The 25,494-nt window shown below is 74.3% G+C and carries 27 protein-coding genes; 15 read left to right on the top strand and 12 right to left on the bottom strand.

Annotated features, from left to right (window positions below; all coding sequences use genetic code 11):
• The first annotated feature begins 118 nt into the window (after positions 1 to 118).
• Entirely contained in the window at positions 119 to 904 is a 786-nt protein-coding gene (locus ACPC54_RS16495) for a GntR family transcriptional regulator (RefSeq protein ID WP_045703188.1), read from the top strand.
• A gap of 28 nt (positions 905 to 932) precedes the next feature.
• Here the strand turns inward: ACPC54_RS16495 and tmpA are convergent, their stop codons facing one another.
• Complete coding sequence (gene tmpA / locus ACPC54_RS16490) at positions 933 to 2,531, bottom strand: 2-trimethylaminoethylphosphonate dioxygenase (RefSeq protein WP_498965483.1); 1,599 nt, start codon at positions 2,529 to 2,531, stop codon at positions 933 to 935.
• A gap of 188 nt (positions 2,532 to 2,719) precedes the next feature.
• Here tmpA and ACPC54_RS16485 point away from each other — a divergent pair, with 188 nt between their 5' ends.
• Positions 2,720 to 3,322, top strand: a complete 603-nt coding sequence (locus tag ACPC54_RS16485) for a hypothetical protein (protein ID WP_498965482.1) — start codon at positions 2,720 to 2,722, stop codon at positions 3,320 to 3,322.
• A gap of 15 nt (positions 3,323 to 3,337) precedes the next feature.
• Here ACPC54_RS16485 and ACPC54_RS16480 read toward each other — a convergent pair whose 3' ends face one another.
• Positions 3,338 to 3,628 (bottom strand): hypothetical protein, encoded by a 291-nt coding sequence (locus tag ACPC54_RS16480; RefSeq protein ID WP_498965481.1) that lies wholly within the window; start codon positions 3,626 to 3,628, stop codon positions 3,338 to 3,340.
• Positions 3,625 to 3,906, bottom strand: a complete 282-nt coding sequence (locus ACPC54_RS16475) for a hypothetical protein (RefSeq protein WP_498965480.1) — start codon at positions 3,904 to 3,906, stop codon at positions 3,625 to 3,627. The genes ACPC54_RS16480 and ACPC54_RS16475 overlap by 4 nt, the downstream gene beginning before the upstream one ends.
• Positions 3,907 to 4,141: 235 nt before the next feature.
• Between ACPC54_RS16475 and ACPC54_RS16470 the strand changes: the two genes are divergently transcribed.
• Positions 4,142 to 5,785: an APC family permease gene (locus tag ACPC54_RS16470; RefSeq protein WP_498965479.1), complete on the top strand. Its 1,644-nt coding sequence runs from the start codon at positions 4,142 to 4,144 to the stop codon at positions 5,783 to 5,785.
• Positions 5,786 to 5,840: 55 nt separating this feature from the next.
• Here the strand turns inward: ACPC54_RS16470 and ACPC54_RS16465 are convergent, their stop codons facing one another.
• Positions 5,841 to 6,920: a pyridoxal-phosphate-dependent aminotransferase family protein gene (locus ACPC54_RS16465; RefSeq protein WP_498965478.1), complete on the bottom strand. Its 1,080-nt coding sequence runs from the start codon at positions 6,918 to 6,920 to the stop codon at positions 5,841 to 5,843.
• A 173-nt stretch (positions 6,921 to 7,093) separates the two neighbouring features.
• Between ACPC54_RS16465 and ACPC54_RS16460 the strand changes: the two genes are divergently transcribed.
• The 7 genes from ACPC54_RS16460 (at position 7,094) to ACPC54_RS16430 (ending at position 13,252) form a co-directional block, all read left to right on the top strand.
• The gene (locus ACPC54_RS16460) at positions 7,094 to 8,185 is read left to right on the top strand and encodes an amidohydrolase family protein (protein WP_498965477.1); all 1,092 of its coding nucleotides are present in this window, start codon (positions 7,094 to 7,096) and stop codon (positions 8,183 to 8,185) included.
• 93 nt (positions 8,186 to 8,278) lie between these two features.
• Entirely contained in the window at positions 8,279 to 8,956 is a 678-nt protein-coding gene (locus ACPC54_RS16455) for a uracil-DNA glycosylase (protein WP_498965476.1), read from the top strand.
• 159 nt (positions 8,957 to 9,115) lie between these two features.
• On the top strand, positions 9,116 to 10,075 hold the full coding sequence (locus ACPC54_RS16450) for an SCO1860 family LAETG-anchored protein (RefSeq protein WP_498965475.1): 960 nt from the start codon (positions 9,116 to 9,118) through the stop codon (positions 10,073 to 10,075).
• Positions 10,076 to 10,248: 173 nt separating this feature from the next.
• A complete protein-coding gene (gene glnII, locus ACPC54_RS16445; protein WP_498965474.1) occupies positions 10,249 to 11,271 on the top strand; it encodes a glutamine synthetase GlnII in 1,023 nt (340 codons plus the stop codon).
• A gap of 117 nt (positions 11,272 to 11,388) precedes the next feature.
• Complete coding sequence (locus ACPC54_RS16440) at positions 11,389 to 11,934, top strand: HAD domain-containing protein (RefSeq protein ID WP_498965473.1); 546 nt, start codon at positions 11,389 to 11,391, stop codon at positions 11,932 to 11,934.
• Positions 11,931 to 12,461, top strand: coding sequence for a hypothetical protein (locus ACPC54_RS16435; protein ID WP_498965472.1), 531 nt, complete (start codon positions 11,931 to 11,933; stop codon positions 12,459 to 12,461). The genes ACPC54_RS16440 and ACPC54_RS16435 overlap by 4 nt, the downstream gene beginning before the upstream one ends.
• On the top strand, positions 12,461 to 13,252 hold the full coding sequence (locus tag ACPC54_RS16430; RefSeq protein ID WP_498965471.1) for an MOSC domain-containing protein: 792 nt from the start codon (positions 12,461 to 12,463) through the stop codon (positions 13,250 to 13,252). The genes ACPC54_RS16435 and ACPC54_RS16430 overlap by 1 nt, the downstream gene beginning before the upstream one ends.
• On the opposite strand, the gene cobC is transcribed toward ACPC54_RS16430, so the two are convergent.
• Complete coding sequence (gene cobC, locus ACPC54_RS16425) at positions 13,239 to 14,285, bottom strand: Rv2231c family histidinol phosphate aminotransferase CobC (protein WP_498965470.1); 1,047 nt, start codon at positions 14,283 to 14,285, stop codon at positions 13,239 to 13,241. The genes ACPC54_RS16430 and cobC overlap by 14 nt on opposite strands.
• On the bottom strand, positions 14,282 to 15,652 hold the full coding sequence (locus tag ACPC54_RS16420) for a cobalamin biosynthesis protein (protein WP_498965469.1): 1,371 nt from the start codon (positions 15,650 to 15,652) through the stop codon (positions 14,282 to 14,284). Before ACPC54_RS16420 ends, cobC begins: the two co-directional genes overlap by 4 nt.
• 234 nt (positions 15,653 to 15,886) lie before the next feature.
• On the opposite strand from ACPC54_RS16420, the gene ACPC54_RS16415 reads away from it, so the two are divergent.
• The 4 genes from ACPC54_RS16415 to ACPC54_RS16400 all read left to right on the top strand — a co-directional run bounded on the left by ACPC54_RS16415 (position 15,887) and on the right by ACPC54_RS16400 (position 19,958).
• A complete protein-coding gene (locus ACPC54_RS16415; protein WP_498965468.1) occupies positions 15,887 to 16,789 on the top strand; it encodes an alkaline phosphatase family protein in 903 nt (300 codons plus the stop codon).
• Between the two features lie 5 nt (positions 16,790 to 16,794).
• Entirely contained in the window at positions 16,795 to 18,144 is a 1,350-nt protein-coding gene (locus ACPC54_RS16410) for an MFS transporter (RefSeq protein WP_498965467.1), read from the top strand.
• The gene (locus tag ACPC54_RS16405) at positions 18,141 to 19,169 is read left to right on the top strand and encodes a TolB-like translocation protein (RefSeq protein ID WP_498965466.1); all 1,029 of its coding nucleotides are present in this window, start codon (positions 18,141 to 18,143) and stop codon (positions 19,167 to 19,169) included. The genes ACPC54_RS16410 and ACPC54_RS16405 overlap by 4 nt, the downstream gene beginning before the upstream one ends.
• 69 nt (positions 19,170 to 19,238) lie before the next feature.
• Positions 19,239 to 19,958 (top strand): hypothetical protein, encoded by a 720-nt coding sequence (locus ACPC54_RS16400; protein WP_498965465.1) that lies wholly within the window; start codon positions 19,239 to 19,241, stop codon positions 19,956 to 19,958.
• An 18-nt stretch (positions 19,959 to 19,976) separates the two neighbouring features.
• Here the strand turns inward: ACPC54_RS16400 and ACPC54_RS16395 are convergent, their stop codons facing one another.
• From ACPC54_RS16395 to ACPC54_RS16385, 3 genes are all read right to left on the bottom strand, one after another.
• Positions 19,977 to 20,936 carry a hypothetical protein gene (locus ACPC54_RS16395; RefSeq protein WP_498965464.1) on the bottom strand — a complete coding sequence of 320 codons (960 nt, stop codon included), beginning with the start codon at positions 20,934 to 20,936 and terminating at the stop codon, positions 19,977 to 19,979.
• 20 nt (positions 20,937 to 20,956) lie between these two features.
• A complete protein-coding gene (locus tag ACPC54_RS16390; protein ID WP_498965463.1) occupies positions 20,957 to 21,763 on the bottom strand; it encodes a serine hydrolase in 807 nt (268 codons plus the stop codon).
• Positions 21,764 to 21,991: 228 nt separating this feature from the next.
• Positions 21,992 to 22,921: an EamA family transporter gene (locus tag ACPC54_RS16385; protein WP_498965462.1), complete on the bottom strand. Its 930-nt coding sequence runs from the start codon at positions 22,919 to 22,921 to the stop codon at positions 21,992 to 21,994.
• Between the two features lie 142 nt (positions 22,922 to 23,063).
• Here ACPC54_RS16385 and ACPC54_RS16380 point away from each other — a divergent pair, with 142 nt between their 5' ends.
• A complete protein-coding gene (locus ACPC54_RS16380) occupies positions 23,064 to 23,582 on the top strand; it encodes a MarR family winged helix-turn-helix transcriptional regulator (protein ID WP_498965461.1) in 519 nt (172 codons plus the stop codon).
• Between the two features lie 222 nt (positions 23,583 to 23,804).
• Here ACPC54_RS16380 and ACPC54_RS16375 read toward each other — a convergent pair whose 3' ends face one another.
• The 3 genes from ACPC54_RS16375 to cpt all read right to left on the bottom strand — a co-directional run bounded on the left by ACPC54_RS16375 (position 23,805) and on the right by cpt (position 25,484).
• Entirely contained in the window at positions 23,805 to 24,350 is a 546-nt protein-coding gene (locus ACPC54_RS16375; RefSeq protein ID WP_498965460.1) for a hypothetical protein, read from the bottom strand.
• Positions 24,351 to 24,423: 73 nt separating this feature from the next.
• Positions 24,424 to 24,900, bottom strand: coding sequence for an OsmC family protein (locus tag ACPC54_RS16370; protein ID WP_498965459.1), 477 nt, complete (start codon positions 24,898 to 24,900; stop codon positions 24,424 to 24,426).
• Positions 24,901 to 24,941: 41 nt separating this feature from the next.
• On the bottom strand, positions 24,942 to 25,484 hold the full coding sequence (gene cpt, locus ACPC54_RS16365; RefSeq protein WP_498965458.1) for a chloramphenicol phosphotransferase CPT: 543 nt from the start codon (positions 25,482 to 25,484) through the stop codon (positions 24,942 to 24,944).
• Positions 25,485 to 25,494 lie beyond the last annotated feature (10 nt).

The raw sequence follows: 25,494 nt of genomic DNA, 5'->3' as shown, positions 1-25,494 counted from the left end.
CAGCCATCTGCGCGCGATCCGTTCGGTGCGATGCTCGAATCGCGCAGCGGGATAAGGTCGGGCTGTCCGCGCCGGTACGGCTGCGCAGGACACCGCCCCAGGAGGGACATTGACTGACGTGGCACTTGAGCCCGGGCGCCCGGCCCCGGCCGCGGAGCGCGGCGCCGCCCTGTACCGGAAGGTCGCCGCCGACCTGCGCGAGGCCATCACCACCGGGGCGTACGGGGAGGCCGGCCGGCTGCCCGCCGAGGGCGCGCTGGCCGAGAAGTACGGCGTCTCCCGCGGCACGGTCCGTCAGGCCCTCGCGGTGCTGCGCTCGGACGGGCTGGTCACCTCGCGGCGCGGCACCCGGCGGGTGGTGCTCGGCGGGGCCCGGGTGCAGAGCTTCTCCGAGCTGCTGAGCTTCACGCACTGGGCGTACTCGATGGGCGAGGAGCCCGGCGGCATCCTGGACTCGCTGGTCCGCCGCCCGGCCGATGCCGCCGAGTGCGAGCAGTTGCGGCTGGAGCCGGGCGCCGAGGTGTACGTGACGGTGCGGCTGCGCACGCTGTCCGGGACTCCGGTGATGGTCGAGCGCACCATCTACCCGCCGCGGGTCGGCGAGATCGTCGCCGAGCTGCCGACCGACGTGGTCTCGCACACCGAAGTGCTGCGCGAGCACGGCATCCTGTTCACCGACGCCGACCACACCATCGACGTGGTGACGGCCAACGCCGTCGACGCCCGGCTGCTCGGCTGCCGCCGCGGCGGCCCGCTGCTGCGCGAGCGGCGGCGCACCACCGACCCGACCGGCACCCCGGTGGAGTGGTCCCAGGACCGCTACCTGCCCGGGACGGTGGCCTTCAGCGTGCACAACTCGCTGGCCACGTCGGCGCTTTCGCGGCACGCCCGGGACGGGGACTGACGCCCCCGCCCCGGCCGAGGGCCCCTGGTCAGCGCATCAGGGAGGCGAGCAGCGGGCGGTAGTGCTCGAAGCCGGGCACCTCGGCGCCGGCCGTCTTGGCCCGCTCGTCCCAGCGGCGGACGGCCACCGCGTCGGCGGCGCCCGGGAGCGTGGCGAACCCGGCGGCCTGCCGGTCGTCCATCGGGCCGCCCTGGACCGCGAGGGTGTACTCGGACGCCTCGGACAGCCGCTCCCGGTAGCCCGGTTCGACGGCGCACAGGTAGCGCTTGGCGGCGACGTGCAGCCGGACCGGCTCGGTGACCTCCGGGCCGAACCACTGCGCCAGCCAGGCGGCGCCGGTGTCGCTGTGGCGGTTGTCCCGGCCCCGCATCAAGTCCCGTCCGTGCGAGGCGTCGTGGCCGTGCTCGTCGAAGAAGTGCCCGACGTCGTGCAGCAGCGCGGCGGCGACCAGCCGCGGCGCGGCCCCGGCCGCCGCGGCAGCGGCGGCGGCCTGCAGCATGTGCTCGGCCATGGTCACCTCCTCGCCCAGGTACTCCCCGGCGCCCTCGCCCGCGAACAGCCCGGCGAGCTCGTCCAGCGCGGCGGTGCGGCGGTGCAGCACGGCCAGCGTGGAGGCGAGCGAGTCGAGGTCGGCGTAGCAGCCCTGCAGGTGCCGGCGGCCGTCCTGCTCGAAGGCCGTACGGGCGTGCAGCAGGCGGGTGTTGTCGAAGACCAGGCAGTCGCCCGGGTCGAGCCGGAAGGTCAGCCGCAGCTCGGGGCGCAGGGTGATCGCGGCGAAGCGGCGGTACGCGGCGTAGAAGGCGTCCAGGTCGGCGGCGCCGCCGCGCAGGGTGCCGAACGAGCGGTTGTTGAACCGGACTTCGCGGATCCGGCCGAAGCCGTCGACCTCGATCAGCGGGCGGTCGGCGCGCAGCTCGGTGCGGCGGTCGCGGAAGGTGAACGGGACGGGCGTGCGGGTGAGCAGTGCGAAGGCCTCGGGGGCCTCGTCCCGCAGGAGCGCGGCCGCGGTGAAGCCGTCGACCAGGCCGGAGTCGCCGCCGGTGGCGGAGTTCTCCAGGCAGTGCAGCAGCTGCAGGGTGGGCACCGGGTCGCGGTACGGGTTGTCGGTGTGCGGGGCGATGGCGGCGCTGGTGAAGGCGAGGTTGTTGGGGTCGGGCTCGACCCGGACGTCGAACAGCTCGCCGTAGTTGGTGACCCGGACGTACCCGAAGCTCTCGGCCACCGCCAGGACCTGCCGCTCCACGGCCGGCACCCCGCGCAGCACCGCGAAGCCGCTGCGGCGCACGGCGGACAGCACCGCGGCCTGCTCGGCCGGGTCGGCCAGGTACGCCGCCCAGTCGGCCTCGGGGAGGCCGCGCCGGAAGTCCGCGGCCGTCCAGAGTCGCTTGCCCCGCTCGGTGCGGCCGTCGTCGCCCTGCTCCTCGCGCAGCCAGGCCAGCGGGTAGCGGGAGCGGTGGCCGTCCGACCAGAGCACCTCCAGGTTGCCGCCGATCTCGGTGCTCGCGGCGAGGGTGAGGTCGTCCGGCAGGTCGTCGATCTGGAACAGCTTCTGCCCGTTCCCCGGCGCCCGGCACTCGGCGCACGGGCAGTTGTCGCGCAGCCAGTACGTGGACAGCGGCTCGGTCATGGGTCTCCTCCTCGGCGGGCGGCACGGGCGTCGCGGCTGAGTTGTACAGCCAACTCGTCCTCGCGGCCGGAGCCTGCCGGTCGGCGGTGAGATCCGCGTGCCGGGCGGGTGAACGCTGCGGAAACTGTGCCGGGAGAGGTGGCCGAAAAGCATTGCGCGCGGAGGTCCAGACCTGCTCGAATCTGCGCGTGCCAGAAAACGATCACCCGCAGCCCGCCGACCTCCTGGTGGACGTCACCCCCGCCGCCCCGCCGCCGCGCTCCCGCCGCAAGCTGTGGTCGACCGTCGCCGCCGTCGCCGTTCTCGGTACGGCCGGCTTCGGCGTCGCCTTCGCCGACAACTTCGCGAACCTGGGGGCGTACCGGTACGAGCCGCCGAAGACCTTCGACGGGCTGCCGCTCGCCCCGAAGGCCTCCCGGGCCAAGCAGAGCCGGGTCGGCTCCCAGTCCGGCGTCTCGGCCACCACGTACCTCGACGAGGAGCGGCGGCGGATGGTCTTCCTCACCGTCGGCGAGCGGCACATCTTCGTGCCGTCCTCCGAACTCGACGACCTCGTCGACCGCCAGCGCTCCAACGGCGAGGAACTCGCGGACCTGCACGGCGTCGACCCCGGCGACCGCGGCGGCGTCATGAGGTGCGGCCGCGCCGACCAGGAGGGACAGGCCGTCGCCGTCTGCGACTGGGCGGACGGCAGCATGTGGGGCATGTACAGCGAGACCACCGAGGACGTCGACGCCGCCGCCGCCCACGCCCGCGACTTCCGCCACCAGGCCGAGGTGCCGTCGTCCTGAGCGGACCCGACCAGATCAGTCGGCGCGCAGAATCCGGGACACGTACACCCGCGGCGGATCCTGCCCTTCGTCCACCGCGTACTCCACCAGCCCGAGATCACGGCGCAGCGGCGCCGAGTGCATCCCCGTACGGCCCGGGACCGGCATGCTCAGGTGGGGGAAGGGGTGCTCGCGCAGGTCGACCAGGAAGGCGACGACGGCGGAGAAGACGTCGGCCGGTGTGTCCGGGGCGGCCAGGAAGTCCTCCACGGCGGGGGAGAGGGTGATCGGGTCGTCCTCGTCCGGGCCCCTGTCGTGCGTGCTCACCGGGTGCCGAGGCGCCGCAGGACGGCCGAGGCGGAGGTGCCGGGGGCCGTCCCGTCCTGGACGGCGGCGTGGATGCGGTCGCCCTCCGGATCCCGGTAGAGCTCGGCCCGCAGCCACCAGCGCCGCAGGACGCCGCCGATCGTCTCGTCGTCGGCCTCGCCCATCTCCCGGTAGAACTCCATCCGCTGGGCCGGGGGCAGGGCGGCGGCGACGGCGTCCTGGGTGCGGGCGATGGGGCGGCGGCCGTCGTGGTGGCCGTCCAGGGGGGCTGCGCTCACCGTTCCTCCGGAAGTCTCGTGCGGGCGGGACCGGCTACCAGTGTCCTCCCCCGGCGGCCCCGGTCAGTACCCGCGCTGCGGCCGGACCGATCTCCGGGACGGGTTCCGCAGACCCCGGCCGGTGGCGGCCGTTCGGGTGAGGGCGCAGGTCGGAGGGCGTTTCGAGGAGTGGGGAGGCGCGGGGGCTGCGGCACTGTCGGGGTGGATTTCTCCCCGATGAGAGAGGTGGCCGCGCATGGCACACAGCACGAAGTCGAGTACCGCCGGCGCGGGGCACACCGGGCTGAAGCGGGAGGTGGGGCTCGCCGGGCTGCTCTGGGCCTCGGTCGGGGCGATCATCGGCTCCGGCTGGCTGTTCGGGGCGCAGAAGGCGGCGGTGGCCGCGGGCCCGGCGGCGCTGCTGTCCTGGGGCATTGGCGCGCTGGCGATCGTCCTGCTGGCGCTGATCCACGCCGAACTGGGTGGCCTGTTCCCGGTGGCCGGCGGGACGGCCCGGTACCCGCACTACGCCTTCGGCGGGTTCGCCGGCATGTCGTTCGGCTGGTTCACCTGGCTGCAGGCGGCGACCATCGCCCCGATCGAGGTCCAGGCGATGATCAACTACGCCCAGCACTGGAGCTGGGCGGACGGTCTGCTGAACCACAAGGACCTGACGCTGACCGGCACCGGGTTCGTCGTCTCGGCGGCCCTGCTCGGCGTCTTCGTGGCGATCAACTTCCTCGGCGTGCGGCTGCTCGCCCACACCAACAGCGTGGCCACCGTGTGGAAGGTCCTCGTCCCCGTCCTGACCATCTTCGCCTTCGGGATCACCGAGTTCCACGGCTCCAACTTCGACGTGCACGGCTTCGCGCCGGACGGCGCCAAGGGCGTGCTCGCCGCGATCAGCACCAGCGGCGTGATCTTCGCGCTGCTCGGCTTCGAGCAGGCCATCCAGTGGGCGGGGGAGAGCCGCAACCCCCGCCGGGACATCCCCCGGGCGGTGCTCGGCTCGGTGGTGATCGGCACGATCGTCTACGTGATGCTGCAGGTGGTGTTCATCGGCGCGCTCCCGCCCGAGACCTTCAAGGGCGGCTGGAGCACGCTCACCTACCCCGGGATCAGCGGCCCGTTCGCCGGCCTGGCGACGCTGATCGGCCTGGGCTGGCTGGCGACCATCCTGTTCATCGACGCCGTGATCTCGCCGGCCGGCACCGGCCTGGTCTACATCACCTCCAGCTCGCGGGTCACCTACGGCCTGAGCCGCAACGGCTACGCGCCGCAGGCCCTGCAGTACACCGACAAGCGTTCGGTGCCGTGGCTGGGCCTGCTGATCGCCTGGGTGGCCGGGGTGCTCTGCTTCCTGCCGTTCCCGAGCTGGCAGCGGCTGGTCGGCTTCATCACCTCGGCGGTGGTGCTGATGTACGCGGGCGCGCCGCTGGCCTTCGGGGTGCTGCGCAAGCGGCTGCCGGGGATGGAGCGCTCGTACCACCTGCCCGGCGGCACGATCATCTCGCCGCTGGCCTTCGCGGTGGCGAGCCTGGTCATCTACTGGGCCGGCTGGGACACCCTGTGGCGGCTCGGCCTGGCGATCGTGATCGGGTACGTGCTGCTCGGCGGGTACTCGGTGTACGCGGCGTCCAGGGGCGTGCCGAACGCGCCGCGGATGGACTTCCGGGCCGGGCAGTGGCTGCCGGTCTACCTGGTCGGGATGGGCCTGATCTCCTGGCAGGGCACCTTCGGCGTGGGCGCGAAGGGGAACCTGGGGCTCTGGTACGACATCGGCGTCGTGGTGGTGTTCTCGCTGGTGATCTACTACTGGGCGCTGGCGGTCGCGCTGCCGGCGGAGGAGATCGAGCGGAACATCCGCGGCGTCGAGGTGGTGGACGCGGGCGGGCACTGAGTCCCCATGACGGCAGCGGCCCCGGGAGAGCGCTCCCGGGGCCGCTGCGCGGCGTCTAGACGCTCGCCGCCCAGGCGGCGTCGGCGGCGGCCAGGGCCGGCGCGGCGTCGGCGCCGGTGGCGGCCGCGAGGGCGCCCAGGCAGGCGCGGACGGTCTCCGGCGAGGCCGCCGGGCCGTAGTGGTTCACCCGCAGCATCGAGCCGGCCAGGGCGCCGCCGCCGGGCTGGACGGGCAGCGCCGGGTCGAGCCGGGCGGCGAGCGCGGTGGCGTCCACGCCGTCCGGGGTGCGCAGGGTGGTGGCGACCGGCGCGGCGTGCGCGTCCTCGTGGACGAACGGGCTGAGCGTGCCGAGGGCGCGGACGCCGGCCCGGGTGGCGGCCGAGGCGGCGCGGTGGCGGGCGATCACGGCCGGCAGGCCGTCCGCGGCGATCCGGTCGAGGCAGGCGCCGAGCGCGAGCATCTCCAACTGGGCCGGGGCGTGCGGCAGGACGGTGCGGCCGGCGTCCGTCCAGCGCTCCTTCCAGTCGAGCAGCGACAGGTAGGAGCGGCGCGGGGCGGCCGGGTTGGCGGCGATCCGGGCCCAGGCGCGCTCGGACACCGAGACGGCCGAGACCCCGGCCGGGCCGCCCATCGCCTTCTGGCCGCCGATCACGCACAGGTCGACGCCCCACGCGTCGGTGAGCAGCGGCTCGGCGGCGACGGAGGCGACCGCGTCGAGCATCAGCAGGGCGCCGTGCTCGCGCACCACGGCGCCGATCTCGGCGACCGGGTTGGTGTTGCCGGTGGCGGCCTCGGCGTGCACCAGCGAGACGAAGTCGATGCCCGGGTTCGCCTCCAGCGCCTCGGCGACCTGCGCGGCGCTCACCGCGGCGTCGAAGGGCGCGGTGAGGTCGACGACGTCCGCGCCGCAGGAGCGCAGCCAGTTGCCGAAGGTCTGCCCGTACGGGCCGGTGACGATGTTCAGCGCGGTGGAGCCGGGGTGCGCGGCGCCGCGGATCGCGGCCTCCAGCGGCAGCAGCGCCTCGCCCTGGGTGACGATCACGTCGGCCTCGGTGTGCAGCAGAGCGGCCACCCGGTCCTCGATCGCCGCGAACGCGGCGGCGCTGAGCGGAGGGAGGTCGAGGTAGGGACTCATGCGCCCGCCTCGCTCCGCTCGGCGAGGGCATTCACCCACGCGCACCTTTCGATGGCTCGCTCGCTTCGCTCGCTCACGTCTGGGCCTTTCGCCGCCGGGGTGGTGGGTGCGGAAACGAGTCTGCCGCATGGACGCTGCTTACAGGGAACCCGGCCGCCGCTAGAGTGCGGGGCATGAGCGATGGCGCGGTGCTGCACGTGCGGGGTCGGGTGCTGGTCGGTCCGGAGGACGTCCGGGACGAACTCTGGGTGGTGGACGGCCGGGTGAGCTTCACCCGCCCGCCGACCGCCGGGGACGTCCGGACGGTGACCGGCTGGGTGCTGCCCGGCCTGGTGGACGCGCACTGCCACGTCGGCCTGGACGAGCACGGCGCGGTCGACGCCGAGACCAGCGAGAAGCAGGCGCTCACCGACCGCGACGCCGGCACCCTGCTGATCCGCGACGCCGGCTCGGCCGCCGACACCCGCTGGATCGACGAGCGCGAGGACCTGCCCCGGATCATCCGCGCCGGGCGGCACATCGCCCGCACCCGCCGCTACATCCGCAACTACGCGCACGAGATCGAGCCCGGCGACCTGGCCGCGTACGTCCGGGCCGAGGCCCGGCGCGGGGACGGCTGGGTGAAGCTGGTCGGCGACTGGATCGACCGCGAGCGCGGCGACCTCGCCGCCTGCTGGCCCGGCGACGCGCTGGCCGAGGCGATCGCGGCGGCGCACGAGGAGGGCGCGCGGGTCACCGCGCACTGCTTCGCGGCCGAGTCGCTGCCGGACCTGCTGGCCGCCGGCATCGACTGCGTGGAGCACGCCACCGGGCTGACCGAGGAGCTGATCCCGGCCTTCGCCGAGCGCGGCGTGGCGATCGTCCCGACGCTGGTCAACATCGCCACCTTCCCCTCGCTCGCGGCCGGCGGCGAGGCCAAGTTCCCGGCCTGGTCGGCGCACATGCGGCGGCTGCACGAGCGCCGCTACGCCACGGTGGGCGCCGCGCACGACGCGGGCATCCCGGTCTTCGTCGGCACGGACGCGGGCGGCTCGCTCGCGCACGGGCTGGTCGCGGACGAGGTGGCGGAGCTGGTGAAGGCGGGGCTGAGCCCGGCCGAGGCGCTGTCGGCGGCGAGTTGGGGCGCCCGGGCGTGGCTCGGGCGGCCGGGCCTGGAGGAGGGCGCGCCGGCGGACTTCGTGGTGTACGCCGAGGACCCGCGGGCGGACGTCCGGGTGCTGGCGGACCCGCGGGCGGTGGTGCTGCGGGGGCGCGTGGTGGGCTGAGGCGGCGCGGCCGGCGGGGTGCGCCGGGGCCACCGCGAAAGCATGATCATCCGAGGTGACGGGCTGTCGGTCTAGGCCGATAGGGTGACGCCCATGGCACCGCGTCCACTGAACGAGATCGTCGAGCCCGGTTGGGCCACCGCCCTGGAGCCCGTCGCCGGGCGGATCACCGCCATGGGTGACTTCCTGCGCGCCGAGGTGGCCGCCGGCCGCACCTACCTGCCGTCCGGCCCGAACATCCTGCGGGCCTTCCAGCAGCCGATCGCCGACGTCCGCGTCCTGATCGTCGGGCAGGACCCGTACCCGACGCCCGGCCACGCGGTGGGGCTCAGCTTCTCGGTGGCGCCCGAGGTGCGGCCGATCCCGCCGAGCCTGGTCAACATCTTCCGCGAGTACGGCACCGACCTCGGGCTGCCGCAGCCCTCCAACGGCGACCTCACGCCCTGGTCGCAGCAGGGCGTGCTGCTGCTCAACCGGGCGCTGACCACCCAGCCGCGCAAGCCCGGCGGGCACAAGGGCAAGGGCTGGGAGGCGGTCACCGAGCAGGCGATCCGGGCGCTGGTGGCGCGCGGCGGCCCGCTGGTGGCGATCCTGTGGGGGAGCGACGCCCGCAACCTGCGCCCGCTGCTGGGCAACGTCCCGACCGTCGAGTCGGTGCACCCGAGCCCGATGTCGGCGGACCGCGGCTTCTTCGGCTCGCGGCCGTTCAGCCGGGCCAACGAGCTGCTGGTGCGGCAGGGGGCGCAGCCGGTGGACTGGCGGCTGCCGTAGCCCGTTGACCGGGCGGAACGCGGGTCCGTAGCAGAGTCGGGTCAGCGTGGAATGTCAATCTCACTCCAACGGGTGAAATGACGTTCTGTGTGACTCATGTGACGGATCGTTTGAGAAGACTGGCGGCTCATCGTTTCAGCCGTGTGTGGGGGTACCGCCATGTCTTCCCGTCCGTCCTGCCGAATCGTTTCCGCCGCTGCCGCCACGGTGGTGTGCGCACTGCTCACCGCCCCGCCCGTCCAGGCGGCCGAGCCGGCGCCCTCGCCGGGCAAGGCGCGTGCCGTCACCGCCGAGCTCGCCCTGGACGTCAAGCTGCTGAACAGCGCGGTGGCCGTGCCGGTGAACATCGCGCTGAACAAGGTCGAGTCCCCGGCCGAGCGCGAAGGATCGGTGCTCACCGCCACCGTGGACGGCGTCGACCAGCAGCGGCCGGTCACCCTGGTCAAGGCCGACATCGGCAAGTCCGTCACCCGCGCCGACGACAAGGGCGCCGCGGCCTCCGTCAAGCTGGTCAACGCCGATGTGAACGCCCCCGGCCTGACCGGCACCGCGCTGCTCGGCCTGGAGGCGATGAGCGCCGAGGTCACCTGCCCAGTGGACGGGGCGCCGACTGCGAACGTCGTCGCGCCCGCCAAGCTGACCGTGCTCGGCAAGCCCGTCACCCTCGGCCTGTACGGGCCGACCACGGTGGACGTCCCGGCGGTCGGCAGCGTCTCGGTGGAGTTCTCCAGGAAGACCACCACCACGACCACCGCCGCGGCCTCCGCGCTGGAGGTGCACGTGGAGGTGAACCCGCTCAACCTGAACGTCGCCAAGGTCACCGGCACCGTCACCGTCGCCTCGGTGAGCTGCGAGAAGCCCGCCGCGCCGGCCACCTCCGCGCCCGCCACGGCCGCGGCCGCGCCGAGCTCCGCACCCGCCGCCCAGCCGGTCGCCGACACCACCGCCTCGCGCGCGGCCGCGCCGCGGGCCGCGGTCGAGAAGGAGCGGCTGGCCAGCACCGGCGGCAGCGACGCCACCGGCCCGCTGGCCGCCGGGGCCGCCGCCCTGGTCGCGGGCGGGGCGGCCGCGCTGTGGGCCACCCGGCGCCGGCACGCCGCGCACGCCCGCCGGCACTGACGGCACCGACGGCACCCGTCGAGGCGGGAGTGCCGCGCCCGGCACTCCCGCACCGTGACCGTGCCGACGCGGACGGTTGGTTCACATGGGCGTTACACGAGAGGAACAACCGGGAAACGGCGGCTTGCGACGCTACGCGGGCACCCACCACCCAGCAACGCGAGGGACAAGCCGTGGCAATCAAGGCCGAGTACATCTGGATCGACGGCACCAAGCCGACCGCGAAGCTCCGTTCCAAGACTCGCGTCCTGCCGAACGCCGACAAGATCCCCACCTGGGGCTTCGACGGCTCGTCGACCAACCAGGCCGAGGGCCACGCCTCGGACCGCGTGCTGGAGCCGGTGAAGGTCGTCAAGGACCCGATCCGCGGTGGCGACAACATCCTGGTCCTCTGCGAGGTCCTGGAGACGAACGGCACCCCGCACGAGTCCAACACCCGCGCCCTGCTGCGCGAGGTCGAGGGCAAGTACGCCGCGCAGGAGTCGATCTTCGGCATCGAGCAGGAGTACACCTTCTTCAAGGGCTCCCGCCCGCTCGGCTTCCCCGAGGGCGGCTTCCCGGCCCCGCAGGGCGGCTACTACTGCGGCGTCGGCGCCGAGGAGGTCTTCGGCCGCGAGATCGTCGAGCTGCACCTCGACCGCTGCATCGACGCCGGCCTGGCGATCTGCGGCATCAACGCCGAGGTCATGCCCGGCCAGTGGGAGTTCCAGATCGGCCCGGTCGACGCGCTGACCGTCTCGGACGACCTGTGGATCGCCCGCTACCTGCTCTACCGCACCGCCGAGGAGTTCGGCATCGACGCCACCCTGGACGCCAAGCCGGCCCGTGGCGACTGGAACGGTGCGGGTGCCCACACCAACTTCTCCACCAAGGCGATGCGCGAGGGCTACGACGCCATCATCACCGCCTGCGAGTCGCTCGGCGCCTCCCAGGAGATCGTGCTGGAGCACGTCAACCAGTACGGTGACGACATCCAGTCCCGCCTGACCGGCAAGCACGAGACCGCCCCGTGGAACGTCTACAGCTACGGCGTCTCGGACCGCGGCGCCTCGGTCCGCATCCCGTGGCAGGTCGAGGTGGAGAAGAAGGGCTACATCGAGGACCGTCGCCCGAACGCCAACGTCGACCCCTACGTCGTCACCCGCCTCCTGATCAACACCTGCTGCGCGGCCCTGGAGAAGGCCGGCCAGGTCTGATCCACCCCGGTGCGTGTGCGCAGGCCCTTCCCCGAACGGGGGAGGGCCTGCGGCGTTCCTTCCTCCCGAGCACGCAAATCGCTGGTCAATCCGGTTCCGCCGCCCGAGAATTCAGGGATGACGCCGCAACCCCTGCTCCTCCTCGACGTGGACGGACCGCTCAACCCCTTCGCCGCGCCCGGGCTGCGCGGGCCCAAGGGGTACCGGGCCCACCGGCTGACGCCCAGCTGGTGGGCGCAGCGGCAGGCGCGGCGCGCGGAGGGCGAGGTGAAGCCGCTCAAGGTGTGGCTGAACCCGGCGCACGGGCGGGAGTTGCTGTCGCTGCCGTACGAACTGGCCTGGGCGACCACGTGGATGGGCGAGGCCAACACCCTCATCGGCCCCCTCCTCGGGCTGCCCGAACTCCCGTACATCGCGTGGTCGGAGCTGTTCGGCGAGGACCCGGACGGCCTGCACTGGAAGACCCGGGACGTGGTCGCCTGGGCGGCCGGGCGCCCGTTCGTCTGGGTGGACGACGAACTCGGGCCGCAGGACGCCGAGTGGATCGCGGCCCACCACCCCGCCCCGGCGCTCACCCTGCACGTCAACCCCCGGCTCGGCCTGCGCGTCGAGGACTTCGCCGCCCTGCGCGAGTGGGCCGCTGCCGCGGGGGCCGCCGCGTGACGCCGCCGCTGCTCCTGATCGACGTGGACGGGCCGCTCAACCCGTACGCCGCGCCCGGCACCCGCCGCCCCGAGGGCTACGAGACCCACCGGCTGCTGCCCGAGAGCTGGGTCGCCCGCAACGCGCCGACGCCGCGTTCGCAGGTGAAGCCGCTGCGGGTCTGGCTGAACCCCGGGCACGGGCCCGAACTGCTGTCGTTGCCGTACGAGTTGGCCTGGGCGACCACCTGGATGGACGAGGCGAACACCTTCATCGGCCCGCGCATCGGGCTGCCCGGGCTGCCGTACATCGCGTGGACGAACCTGTTCGGCGAGGACCCGGACGGCCTGCACTGGAAGACCCGGGACGTGGTCGCCTGGGCGGCCGGGCGCCCGTTCGTCTGGGTGGACGACGAGATCGGCCCGCCGGACATCGAGTGGATCGAAGCCCACCACCCCGGCCCGGCGCTGCCGTTGTGGATAGACCCCCGGACCGGTTTGGAAGAACTGCACTTCGCGGCGCTGCGCGAGTGGGCGGAGGAGGACTGATGGTCGTCGGTGCGGTGGAGCGGCTTCGTCGCTACCCGGTGAAGTCGCTGCTGGGGGAGGAGCTTTCACGGGCGGAGGCGGGCGCGCGCGGCCTGGCCGGCGACCGGGCGCTGGCGCTGCTCGACGTCGCCACCGGCAAGGTCGCCAGTGCCAAGCACCCGCGGCTGTGGGCCGGCCTGCTCGGGTACGCGGCGGCTTCGAGGGGCGGCGGGGCCGTGATCACCGGGCCGGACGGGCGGCGCGTCGACGAGGCGGAGCTGTCCGAGGCGCTCGGCCGGAAGGTGACGCTGATCGCCGATCGGCCGCCCGGCGCCGCCGTCGAGCGGGCCGTGCCGGAGCAGGTGCTGGCGCACGGCATCGAGGCCGAAGTCGACGTCACCGTCAACGAGTTGGGCCGAGCCGCGCCGGACGGCGGATTCTTCGACTTCGCCCCGCTGCACCTGATCACCAGCTCGACGCTGGCGGCGGTCGGCGTCGAGGCCGAGCGCTACCGGCCGAACCTGGTGATCCGCACCGAGGGCGAGGGCTTCGTCGAGAACGCCTGGGTGGGGCGGGAGTTGGCGATCGGCCCGACGCTGCGGCTGCGCGTCCTGGTGCCCACCCCGCGCTGCGCCGTACCCACCCTGCGGCACGGCCCGCTGCCGCGCCGCCCGGAGGCGCTGCGCACCCCCGCCGAGCGGAACCGGCTGGTGCCGCTGGAGGGGATGCCCGCCCTGCCCTGCGCGGGCGTGTACGCGCAGGTGCTGGTACCCGGGCGGATCGCGGTCGGGGACGAGCTCAGGCTGAACTGAGCACGGCGGCCAGGGCGTCGAGGAAGCGGTCGGTGGTGGCCTCGTCCCGCACGGCGATCCGCAGCCACTCCTCGCCCAGCCCCGGGAAGGTGTCCCCGCGCCGGACGGCGAAGCCGTGCCCGCGCAGCCGCTCCCGGACGGCGGCCGCGCCCGGCAGCCGGACCAGGACGAACGAGGCGGCCGGCTCGCCGTACACCCGGACGGCCGGGAAGGCCGCCAGACCCTTGAGCAAGTAGGCGCGCCACAGTGCCAGTTCGGCCGCCGCCCGGTCGGCCTCGGCCAGCGCCGCCGGGGCGCTGCACGCCTCGGCGGCGGCCAGCGCCGGGGTGGAGACCGGCCACAGCGGCTGGGCCGCGCCGAGCTCGGCGATCAGCGGCGCCGGGCCGAGCACGTAGCCGATCCGCAGGCCGGCCAGCCCCCAGGTCTTGGTGAGGCTGCGCAGCACGACGACCCGGCCGGGCAGGTCGCGGACGGCGGCCAGCGACTCGCGCTCGCCCGGCACGGTGTCCATGAACGCCTCGTCCACCACCAGGGTGCGCCCGGGCCGGGCGAGCGCGGCGACGGCCGCGGCGGGGTGCAGCACCGAGGTCGGGTTGGTCGGGTTGCCGAGCACCACCAGGTCGGCCTCCTCGGGGACGGCGCCGAGCCGGAAGCCGTCCTCGGGGGTGAGCAGCACCCGGTGCACCCGGTGCCCGGCGTCCCGCAGCGCGGCCTCGGGCTCGGTGAACTGCGGGTGCACAACGGCGATGTGACGTGGCGTCAGGACACGGGCGAGCAGCACGAAGGCCTCGGCCGCGCCCGAGGTGAGCAGCACCTCGCCGACCGGCCGGCCGTGCCGGGTGGCCACCGCGGCGCGGGCGGCGCCCTGGTCGGGGTAGGCGGCGAGGTCGCCGAGGGTGGCGGCGAGGCGCTCGCGCAGCCAGCCGGGGGGCGTGCCGGTGCGGACGTTGACGGCGAGGTCGACCAGGCCGCTGCCGTCGGCGCGGACCTCGGCGTCGCCGTGGTGGCGCAGGTCGGGTTCGGGCGTGGTCATGCGGTGGCTCCTTGCTGGGGGTGCGGCAGGCCGGGGACGCGGTGGACGTCGTACCGGCCGGGCGGCGCGGCGAGGTCGGCGCCGTCGCCGAGGGCGACCAGCGCGACGGCGTGCCCGTGCGCGGCCAGGTGGGCGGCGGCCGCCAGGTGGTCGAGCGGGCGCCCGGCGGCGTCCAGGGGGGCGTCGGTGTCGGTGTCGTTGTCGGTTCGGGAGGCGTCGGTGTCGGCTCGGGCGGCCTCCACCGGGATCAGCCGGGTGCCCGGCCGCAGCAGCCCGGCCACCGCCTCGACGGCCGCCGGCCGGCCCACCACGGCGGAGGCGCGGCGCAGTTCGGCCAGCGCGCGCGGCACCAGCAGGTCCGGCTCGCCGGGCCCGAGGCCGACCAGCGCCAGCCGTCCGCGCACCGCGGCCCGGGCGATCGCGACCGTCGCCGCCGCCGACTTCCGCTTGGGGACGAGGAGTTCGCCGCCGTCCGCGCTCGCCAGCGCGGCCGCCTCGGCGACGCTCGCGGTGCCCACGGCCGTCCCGACCGCCGCGGACGGGTTCGGCACGGTCAGTTCGGCCAGCTCCGCTGCCGGGTGCTCGTCCACCGGCAGGTTCAGGCAGCGCGAGACCCAGGCCACCGCGGGGTGGTCGGCCTTGCCCTCGACGGTGGCCAGCCGGCCGATCGCGGTGCGCAGGTAGCCGGTCTCCTTCAGCGTCGCCATCAGCAGCCGCATCGCCTCCTCCGGCTCGGCGCCGCCGCTCGCGCCGATGCCGACGACCAGGGTGCGCGGGACGACCAGCAGGTCGCTGCCGCCCGGGTCCTCCCGGTCGGTGATCCGCAGCACCGGGGCGTCCGCGGGCGCGTCCGGGCGGATGTGCGGCGCCAGCGCGGGCAGCGGGTACGGCACCTCGGTGACCAGGCGCACCGGGCTGCCGTCCGCCGCGGCCCGGACGGTCGCGGCGGAGCCCGCGCGGTGGTACCGGACGGCGTGCGGGGTGAGGACGTCGAGCGGGTCCTCCGGGCTCGGCGGCGCCTCGTCGAGCACCGGCGTCACGCCGAGGGCGGCCTGCACCTCCCGGGCCAGCTCCCGGCCGCGCTCCCCGCCGGCCAGCTGGACCACCCAGCGGCCGTACGGGTCCAGGCAGAGCAGGTCGACGCCGCGCGGCAGCCGGCCCCGCAGGGCCAGCGTCGAGACGGTGTACGGGACGGGCCCGACGACGACCGCCCGCTCGAACCGGCCGACCGCGTAGTCGACCGCCTCCGGCGCTCCGAAGCAGTTGCTGTTCGAGGCGTGCCGGAGCTCGCTGCTCTCCGGCCAGGCGGCGTGCAGTTCCTCGGCGAGCGCGCGGCACCTCCCGCCGAGGGAGACGATCCCGATCATCCGTGCCCACCCCTTCGCGCTCGGCCCCGCTCGGGCCCCCGCGATCCCACCACGCGCGAACGGACGGGTCAATCGGGGCGCGGGTGACCCCGGCTTCCGGGGACACTGGAGCTGTTCTTTTTTTCTTTACCTTTTTTGTGGGGTACACGTCACCCCACTCCTCCTACTGTGTTCGGCGCTCCAGCCCGGAGCCCGCCCGGCTCCGCTCGTAGCCCCCCGACACCGGAGGACCCCATGGCCTTCGCACGCCCCCGCACCCCGCGCAAGCTCCGCCCGGTCACCGCGCTCGCCGCCGGCCTCGGCCTGGTGGCCGGTTCGCTCGGCCTCTGGGCCGCCGGCGGCACCGCCGCCGCCGACACCTCGGCCGGCAGCCTGCCCACCCCCGACCACGTGGTCGTCGTGGTGATGGAGAACCACGCCTACAACCAGGTGATCGGCAGCTCCAACGCCCCGTACATCAACGGCACCCTGGTCGCCGGCGGTGCCACGCTCAGCCAGTCCTACGCGCTCACCCACCCCAGCCAGCCCAACTACTACATGCTGTTCTCCGGCAGCGCCCAGGGCGTCACCGACGACAGCTGCGTGGACCCGGGCGCCTTCCAGGGCCCGAACCTGGCCTCCGAGCTGATCGCCTCCGGCCAGACCTGGGGCAGCTACAACGAGGACATCCCCGGCGTCGGCGCCACCGACTGCCGCGTCGGCGACTACGCGCAGAAGCACAACCCGTGGTTCGGCTTCGGCAACGTCCCCACCTCCAGCGCGGTCGGCATGGACGCCTTCCCGACCGACTTCACCACCCTGCCGAAGGTCTCCTTCGTCATCCCGAACCTGTGCAGCGACATGCACGACTGTTCGGTCGGCACCGGCGACAGCTGGATCCAGAACAACCTCGACGCCTACGCGCAGTGGGCCAAGGCCAACAACAGCCTGCTCGTCATGACCTTCGACGAGGACAACAAGCTGTCCGGCAACCGCATCCCCACCCTGGTCTACGGCGCCCACGTCGCCCCCGGCAGCAGCACCGCCACCCACTACAACCACTACGACGTGCTGCACACCCTGGAGGACCTGGCCGGCGTCAACGCCCACGCCGGCAACTCCGCCGGTGCCAACGACATCACCGGCATCTGGAACTGACGCCCGTGTACGTCGCGGACTCCCGCAGCACCAAGGCCCCCGTCGCGCCGGCCCCCACCGGGCCGGCGCGGCGGGGCGCCGCCCTGCGCGCCGTACCGGGCGCGGTGCTCGCCCTGGGCACCGTCAGCCTGGTCACCGACATCTCCTCCGAGATGGTCTCCGCCGTCCTCCCGCTCTACCTGCTCACCGGACTCGGCCTCTCCCCGCTCGGCTTCGGCCTCCTCGACGGCCTCCAGAACGGCTTCAGCGCCCTCGTCCGGCTCCTCGGCGGCCACCTCGCCGACCGCCGCGGCCGCGACGGCGCCGCCCGCCACAAGGCCGTCGCCGCGGTCGGCTACGGGCTGTCCGCGCTCTGCAAGCCGCTGCTGCTGCTCGTCCACACCGTCCCGCTGATCGGCGCCGTCATCGCCGTCGACCGCACCGGCAAGGGCCTGCGAACCGCCCCCCGCGACGCGATGATCTCGCTCGCCTGCGAACCCGCCCACCGCGGCCGGGCGTTCGGCGTCCACCGGGCCATGGACACCGCCGGCGCCCTGCTCGGCCCGCTCACCGCCTTCTTCGTGCTGCGCCTCGCCGGCGGGCCGCTGCTCGCGGACGGCGGCGAACGGCACGGCTACGACGCGGTGTTCGCGGTCAGCGCGTGCGTCGCGGTGCTCGGCGTGCTGATCCTGCTGCTGTTCGTGCCCAACCGGCAGCAGGGCGAACAGCCGTCGACGTCCGCTCCCTCACTGCGCGACAGCCTCACCCTGCTGCGGCTGCCCGGGCTTCGCCGGCTCACCCTGTGCGCCGTGCTGCTCGGCCTCACCACCGTCAGCGACTCCTTCCTCTACCTGCTGATCCAGAAGCGCCTCGGCCTGTCCGTCGACCTGTTCCCGCTGCTGCCGCTCGGCACCGCCGCCGCCTTCCTGCTGCTCGCCGTCCCGCTCGGCCTGCTCGCCGACCGGATCGGCCGGCGCACCCTGTTCCTCGCCGGGCACGGCGTCCTGCTGCTCGGGTACGGGCTGCTGCTCTCGCCGCTGCGGGGACTGCCCGTGGTGCTGTGCGTGCTGGTCCTGCACGGCGCCTTCTACGCCGCCACCGACGGCGTGCTCGCCGCCGCCGCGGCCGACACCGTCCCGGCCGGACAGCGCGGCGCCGGGCTCGCCCTGGTCGGCACCGGGCAGGCGCTCGCCCGGTTCGCCTGCTCGCTGCTGTTCGGCGCGCTGTGGAGCGCGGTCGGCGGCACCGGCGCACTCGCCTGGTCGGCCGGGGCGCTCGCACTCTGCGTCGCCGGCGCGGCCGCCGTGCTGCGCCCCACCGAACCCGTCGCCGCCGTCACCGCTGCCGCCGCCGTCACCGCCGAGGAAGCCGAATGAACCTCCAGAACCGGACCAGGGTGATCGTGCTGCTGGTCGCCGTCCTGCTGCTCGGCGCGGTCGGCACCGGGGCCGTCCTGTACGCCGCCGACCGCACCGCCGAACGCGACCAGGCCCAGCCCGGCGGGCCCGCCGTCCACCGCGGCCAGGTCGCGCTCACCGGCGGCAGCGGGCGGCAACTGCTCTTCCGCAACATGGCCTGGGGCCCCCAGCGGGACGAGATCACCACCGTCCCCGCCGACCGGCCGGACGGCCCGCGCACCGCCTCCGGCGTCCAGTGCCTGCGCTTCCACGCCGCCGCCGGCACCGGCATCTGCCTGCAGGCCGTCCACGGCGCCCTGGAGGACACCTACCGGGCCGTCGTCCTCGACGACCACCTGCACGAACGGCGCTCCTTCCCCGCCGCCGGCATCCCCACCCGCTCCCGGGTCTCCCCGTCCGGGCACCTCGCCGCCTGGACGGTCTTCGTCAGCGGCGACTCCTACGCGGGCACCGACTTCTCCACCCGCACCTCCATCGTCGACGTCCGGGACTGGAACCTGCGCGAGAACCTGGAGGACTTCACCGTCCTCCAGGACGGCCACCCCCTCCAGGCGCACGACGTCAACATCTGGGGCGTCACCTTCGCCGACGACGCCACCTTCTACGCCACCGTCGCCACCGGCGGGCAGACCCACCTCGTCCGCGGCGACCTCGCCGCCCGCACCCTCACCACCCTGCACGACAACGTCGAATGCCCCTCCCTCTCCCCGGACGGCACCCGCGTCGCCTACAAGAAGCGCGTCCCCGGCCTGTCCGCCGACGCGCCCTGGCGGCTCTACGTCCTCGACCTGGCCACGATGACCGAGACCGCCACCGCCGAACACCGCAACATCGACGACCAGGCCCTGTGGTCCGACGACCACACCCTGCTCTACGCCCTGCCCGGCGACTACGGCGCCGACCTGTGGACCGTCCCCGCGGACGGCAGCGGCAGCGCCGTGCGCGTCACCACGGCGGCCGTCGCACCCGCCTACCTGGGCTGAGGAACTTCCGGCCGCCGTCCCTCGTCGGGAAGGTGACGTCCGGATGATCGAACGGGGGAACGAACGACCATGGACGGCATCCCGCCCGAGCGCACGGTGACCGACTCCTGGCCCGTCCTGCACGGCCGCCCGGTGCTGCGCCGCACCGTCGCGGTCGGGCTCGTCCTGTTCGTCGCCGTCCTCGCCGCCCTCGCCGTCCGCGGCGTCAACGCCCTCACCCTCGGCATCCCCGGCCGCCTCACCGACCGCGACCGCGCCGAACGCCTCGCCGGCCTCCACCCCTCCCAACACCCCGGCGCCGACCACCGCTACACCCCGGTCGGCGCCGTCTACACCCACACCTCGGACGGCGCCCCCGTCGCCTACCTCCACTACCGGCTCGTCGGCGGCAAGGAGCCCGGCCTCGGCGACTTCCTGCACACCTACGACCTCCCCGCCCCCGGCCCCGCCGCCCCCCTCCCGCCCGACCTCACCGCCGCCCTCGGCGGCGACCCCCCGGCGGAGGCCCCCGAACTCCCGGACGGCCCCGACTCCCCGCCGCCGCCTTCGGCCTCTGCGTCTGCCTCGGCCTCGGCCTCTGCCGCTGCCGCTGCCCCGGCTTCGGATCCGGCCGCCGAGGAGGACCTCGCCCCCACCGACGACCCCACTCCGCCCCCCACCCCGACGCCGCCCCCCACCCCCACGCCCACTCCCACGCCCACTCCCACCAGCGCCCGCCACATCTACGTCGCCACCACCCCGGGCGACCTCCCCGACGCCGCCGACATCTACATCCGCGCCACCGGCTGACCCACCCGCGTCGGGCGTTCAGGAGACGTCGCGCTCGATGGTGAAGGCCATGACGCTCCCCGGCTGCAGTGGGAACGGCAACTGGATCAGGCCCGCCGTGTGCTGGAACGGCGCCGGGAAGGTGGCCCGGACGCTGGCGCCGTGCGCGGCCCCGAGCGCGCTGATCTCCGAGGCGTTCACGCTCAGTCGGGTCGGGCGGAGCGCCGGGTCGATGGTGAGCCGGTACTCGGCGTCCGTGACGTGACGGAACACCTGCGCCTGAATGCGGATGCGCCGGTCGTTGCCCACGAACTTGCGTGCGGTGATGCTCAGTTCGACGAGGTGGCCGAGGGTGTTCTGGGCCTCCCGTGGCACCGCGAAGTGCTCGATCCGGGCCCGCCCGCCGGATACGGCCTCCTGCGTGGCGGGCCGTCGTTCCAGATCGCGGTTGTCCACCCGGACGGCTCCGATGGTGAAGATCTCGGGGTCGTCCGGGTCGAGCGTGTCGTCGATCATCCAGCGCAGCAGGTACTCCGGCCCAGTGAAACCGTCCAGACCGGCGTCGTCGTTGGAAGCGAGGCAGGCGACGGACACCACCTTGGGCAGGCTCTCGATCCGGTAGGAGATCCGGAAACTCTGGTACAGGTAGTCGGGGTGGGTGTCACCGGACGGCGCGGGGGAGAGCAGGCAGTCGTAGCGGTACGCGGACAGCGCTCCCGCGAACAGCGGGTCCCGTACCGGGCCGAGGACGTCCTGCATGCCGCGCAGGACGGCGCTGTCCACCTGTTCGGTGGTCTCCCGCACGGTGAGCGACCCGATCGCCAGTGTCACGGCCGCGGCCGACACGAAGGCGCCGCCGACGAGGCTGAGGACGGTGGCGAGAACCGGCTGGTGCGTCAGCAGCGCGGCCGCCACGACGCACACCAGGCCCGCCGTCAGTGCGAGGGTGTTCACCAGCATGAGGATCTTGCGCAGTTGTCGTTCCTGAACCACGGCCATGCGCCGCCCCCCTGAGCCCGTCAGCGGGCTGCCCCGTCCCCGACGATCCGGATGATCCGCTCGGAGACCTGCCCGATCTCCTGTGCCGTGCGGACGTTGTCGGACTGCCCCTCCGTCAGGAAGACCATGGCGACGGGGACGGCCGGGTGCAGCACGATGCCGGCGTCGTTCACGATGCCGCGCAGGCTTCCGGTCTTGTGCCGGACCGGGAGGTCGTCGTCGAGCCGGGACGGGATCCGGTCGTTCCGCAGGTAGTTGACCAGGTAGCGACGGACCGGCTCCAGGTGCGGCGTCCGGTCGATGTACTCGATCAGGCGGAGCATGTCCTCGGCCGTCGTGGTGTTGGCGCGTCCGAGCGGCCCCAGCTCCTGCTCGGAGAAGCCTGCCGGGAACGCCGTCGCGTGCAGGCCGGTCGCCTTGATCGTGGCGTCGATCCGCTCCTGCCCCAGGACGGCCCGCACGTGCTCGGCCGCCGGGTTGTCGCTGGTCACCAGAGCGAAGCCGCACAGCTCCCGCACGGTCACGGTCGAATCGGGATCGAGTGCCTGCAGCACGCTCGGATACCTGGTTGTGGGCAACGCGCCGATTCGGACCCGGGTGTCCGGGTCGAGTTCGCCGCGCTCGGCCCACTCGAAGAACGCGACGCCCAGGATCATCTTGGCCAGGCTCGCGGCCGGCAGGACCCGGTCCGCCTCATGGGCGACGGTGATCTCCGGGCCGTCGCCGAGCGTGCGGATCAGGACGCTGCGGACTCCCGCGTCATTGACGCTCGCGAACTCCTCGACCTGCGCGGCGATTGCGGCGCGCACTTCGTCGGCATCGACCATCGAGGCCATCCCTTCCCTTCGGACCCGGCGATCCGGGACAACAGCCGTCTACCCGCCCGGAGGCCCGGTACGCCAGACCCGGCGCAGTGCTCGGAGCGTCGTCCGGGGGCCTCCTCGACGTTCGCATCCGTGTCATCGGCTCGCCCGCCCGCCCGGGTGGCGGGGTGGGAACGCCCCCGCCCCGCCGGGGTGGCCCGGGGTGGCGGGGTGGGGGCGGGTGGGGGGCGGTCAGCGGGCGGGGGTGGGGAGGGGGGTGACCGGGTCGGGGAGGGGGGTCGGGGTGGGGAGGGTGGTGGTGGGCTTGCGGGTCGGGGCCTGGCCGAGGAGGAGGGCGCCGAGGGCGAGGGCGAGGCCGAGGAGCTGCCAGGGGGTGAGGGTCTGGTGGAGGACGACGAGGCCGCCGAGGGTGGCGACGACGGGGTTGACCAGGCCGAGGAAGGAGACCGGGCCGGCGCCGAGGCGGTCGATGCCGCGGAACCAGAGGACGTAGCCGACCGCGGTGCTGAACAGGCTGAGGTAGGCGAAGCCGGCCAGGTTGGCGGCGCTGAGCGCGGGCGGGGCGCCCTCGACGAAGGCGGCGAGCGGGACGAGGACGACCGAGCCGGCGAGGAGCTGCCAGGCGGTCACGTCGAGCATGGTGGCGCCTTCGGGGCGGCCCCAGCGGCGGATGAGGACGGTGCCCATCGCCATCAGCGCGATCGCGGCGGCCATCGCGGCGATGCCGAGGGCGTCGAGCCGGGCGCCGCCGTTGAGGACGAGCAGGGCCACGCCGCCGACCCCGACCAGCCCGGCGACCAGGGCGCGCCGTCCGGGCCGTACGCCGAGCACGCCGATGGAGAACCCGGCGACGAGCAGCGGCTGGATCGCGCCGATGGTGGCGGCGACGCCGCCGGGCAGGCGGTAGGCGGCGACGAAGGTGAGCGGGAAGAACAGCCCGATGTTGAGCATCCCGAGGATCACCGAGCGCCCCCACCAACGCCCCTGGGGGAGCTTGCGGCCGAGGAGGAGCAGGAGGAGCCCGGCGGGCAGGGCGCGGAGCGCGGCGAGCAGGAGCGGGCGGCCCTCGGGCAGCAGCTGGGTGGTGACCAGGTACGTGGTGCCCCAGGCGGCCGGGGCGAGGGCTGCGGTGGCGGCGATGCCGATGCGCTTGCGGTCCATCAGAGATCCCCCTGAACGTTGATTATCTGAACGTTGAGATATTTCTACGCCTGGGGTAACTGAACGTCAAGTATGTGAGCGTTAAGATATGTGGACCGGGAGGGGGCCGGTGAACGACGGCAGTCACGAAAGGCGGACGACCATGCAGCAGCGCGACACCATCGACGAGATCGTCGAGCAGTGGGCCGGGACCGGGCTCGACCTCGACGTCGACGTCATCGCCCTGGTCGGCCGGATGCGCCGGCTCGGCGTCCGGGTCGAGGGCGCCCTGCGCGAGTACTTCACCAGCTGCGGCCTGGACTCCTCCGAGTTCGACGTCCTCGCCACCCTGCGCCGCTCCGGCGAACCGTACGAACTCAACGCCCGCGCGCTGCTCAAGGCCGCGATGGTCACCTCCGGCGCCATCACCAACCGCGTCGACCGGCTCTCCGCGAAGGGCCTGGTCGAGCGCCGCCCCTGCCCGAACGACCGCCGCGCCGTCCTGGTCCGCCTCACCCCGGCCGGCAAGGACCTCATCGACTCCGTCCTGGACGGCCACGTCCGCAACGAGGAACGCATCCTCGCCGCCCTCGACGCCGGTGAACGCGCCCAGCTGGACGGCCTGTTGCGCAAGCTGCTGGTCGCCCACGGCGACACCGAGCCGCTGCTCGGCCGGGGCTGACGGGGGAGCGGGGGTGGCCGAGGGGGCCGCGCGGAACCGACGTCTTCCCGCGCCGGTGCGCGGCGTGCGACGGTGGCGACGCGATGGGTTCGCGTGTCCGCGATCTGCACCCGCCTGCGCTGCGCCACCTGCCACGCCCGCGGCAACCCGCTCAAGGGCACCTTCGGGCAGGGCGGCTGACGCCTCGGGGGCGGGGCGGCCGCCGGGTGTGCCGGCGGATGGTCAGATCCGGTCGATGATCGGCTTGAGGTGGGTCATGGCGGTGTCGAAGTCGCTCTGCATCCGGTCGTAGGCGCCGGAGTCCCCGGCGGTCACCGCGTCGCAGTGCTCGGTGGCCTTCTGCAGGCCGGCGATGACCTTGGCCCACTCCGCGGGCGCGCCGGCTTCCGGCTGGGCGCCGTTGACCTTCCCGGCCAGGGCGGTGCACGCCTTGCCCACGGTCGCCGGGTCGCCGTGCGAGGTCATGATGGCCGTGGTCATCGGGAGCACGGCGGAGCTCACGGTGCTGAACTGCGAGGACTGCAGCGCCCAGGCCTGCACGGGGTCGGCGCTTGCACCGGCGCTTGCAGCGGCGCTCGCACCGGCGCTCGGGCTCGCGGCGGCGGCAGGGGCGGCGGTCGGGGCAGTGGTGGGCGCGGCGGCCGGGGCCGCCGAGGAGGCGGCGGCCGAGGGGGCCGCCGCCGGGCTGCCCGCGGGGGTGCCGCTCGCGCAGCCGGCCAGGGCGGCGGCGGTGGTCACGAGCAGGCAGAGTGCGGCGGCGCGGCGCATGGGTGTCCTTCGATCCGTGGGTGCGACGACCCGCGACCGTACCCGCCGCCCCGCGCGCCGCGGACGGCGGGGGTCAGTCCGCCGCGGCGACCGTCACGACCGGCTCGTGGCGGACGGGGAAGTTGACCGAGTTGGCGATGAAGCAGGACCGGTGGGCGTCCGCGTGCAGGGCGACAGCCTTGTCGACCATGCCCTCCTCCGCGACCTCGATGCGGGGCCGCAGCACCGCCGAGGTGAAGTGCCCGCCGTCCGCCGTCTCGGCCATCTGCCCGACCGGCTGGTCGGTGTACGAGGTGACGACGACGCCGTTGACCGAGCACAGGTGCAGGTACCAGAGCAGGTGGCACTGGGAGATGGAGGCGAGCAGCAGCTGCTCGGGGTTCCAGCGGGCGGGGTCGCCGCGGAAGGCGGGGTCGGAGGAGCCGGGGATGGTGGGCAGGCCCGGGGCGGCGACCTCGTGGTCGCGGGCGTAGGAGCGGTAATCGCGGGTGCCGGTGCCCTGGTTGCCGGTCCAGTTGATCTCGACGGTGTACGTGTGCTGCTTGGTCATGCCGATCGCCTCCAAGTGCCGGGAACCCTGCCGGACGACAGTCAACCGCAGGTGGCGACCCTGGCGAGGACGGTTCGGGCACACTCCCGGGCCGTCGCCCGCGTGGTGTCGATCACCAGGTCGTAGGTGACGCCCGCGTGCACCGCCGTCGCCTGGGCCGCGGCCATCCCGGCGACGCGGTCGCCGCGGGCGGCCTCGCGGGCGGCGGCGACGGCCGGGTCGCAGTGCACGCCGACCCACAGCACGTCGAGGCCGTCCAGTGCCGTACGCCACCGGGCCTGCGAGGCGGCGCCGCCGAGGAACACCTCGTCGACGATGACGTGCGCCCCGGCCCGGGCCATCGCCGCGACGCCGAGCGTCCAGGCGGCGTCCAGGGCGGCGAAGGCGGGCCCGACCTCGACGGTGCCGTCGCCGTCCGCGACGCCGCCGAGGCCCTCGGCCCCGCCGAGCAGTCGCGGCGGCAGTGCGTCGACCAGGGTGTCGGCGCCGAGGTGCAGCCACGGGTCCGGCAGCAGCTCCTGCAGCCGGTGGGCGAGGCTCGACTTGCCGGAGCTGGAGCCGCCGTTGAGGACGATCACGCGCATGCGCGCATCC

It is taken from the genome of Kitasatospora sp. NPDC094028 (assembly GCF_049543595.1).
Taxonomy (GTDB): Bacteria; Actinomycetota; Actinomycetes; order Streptomycetales; family Streptomycetaceae; genus Kitasatospora.
This window is presented reverse-complemented; position numbering and strand designations above follow the sequence as displayed.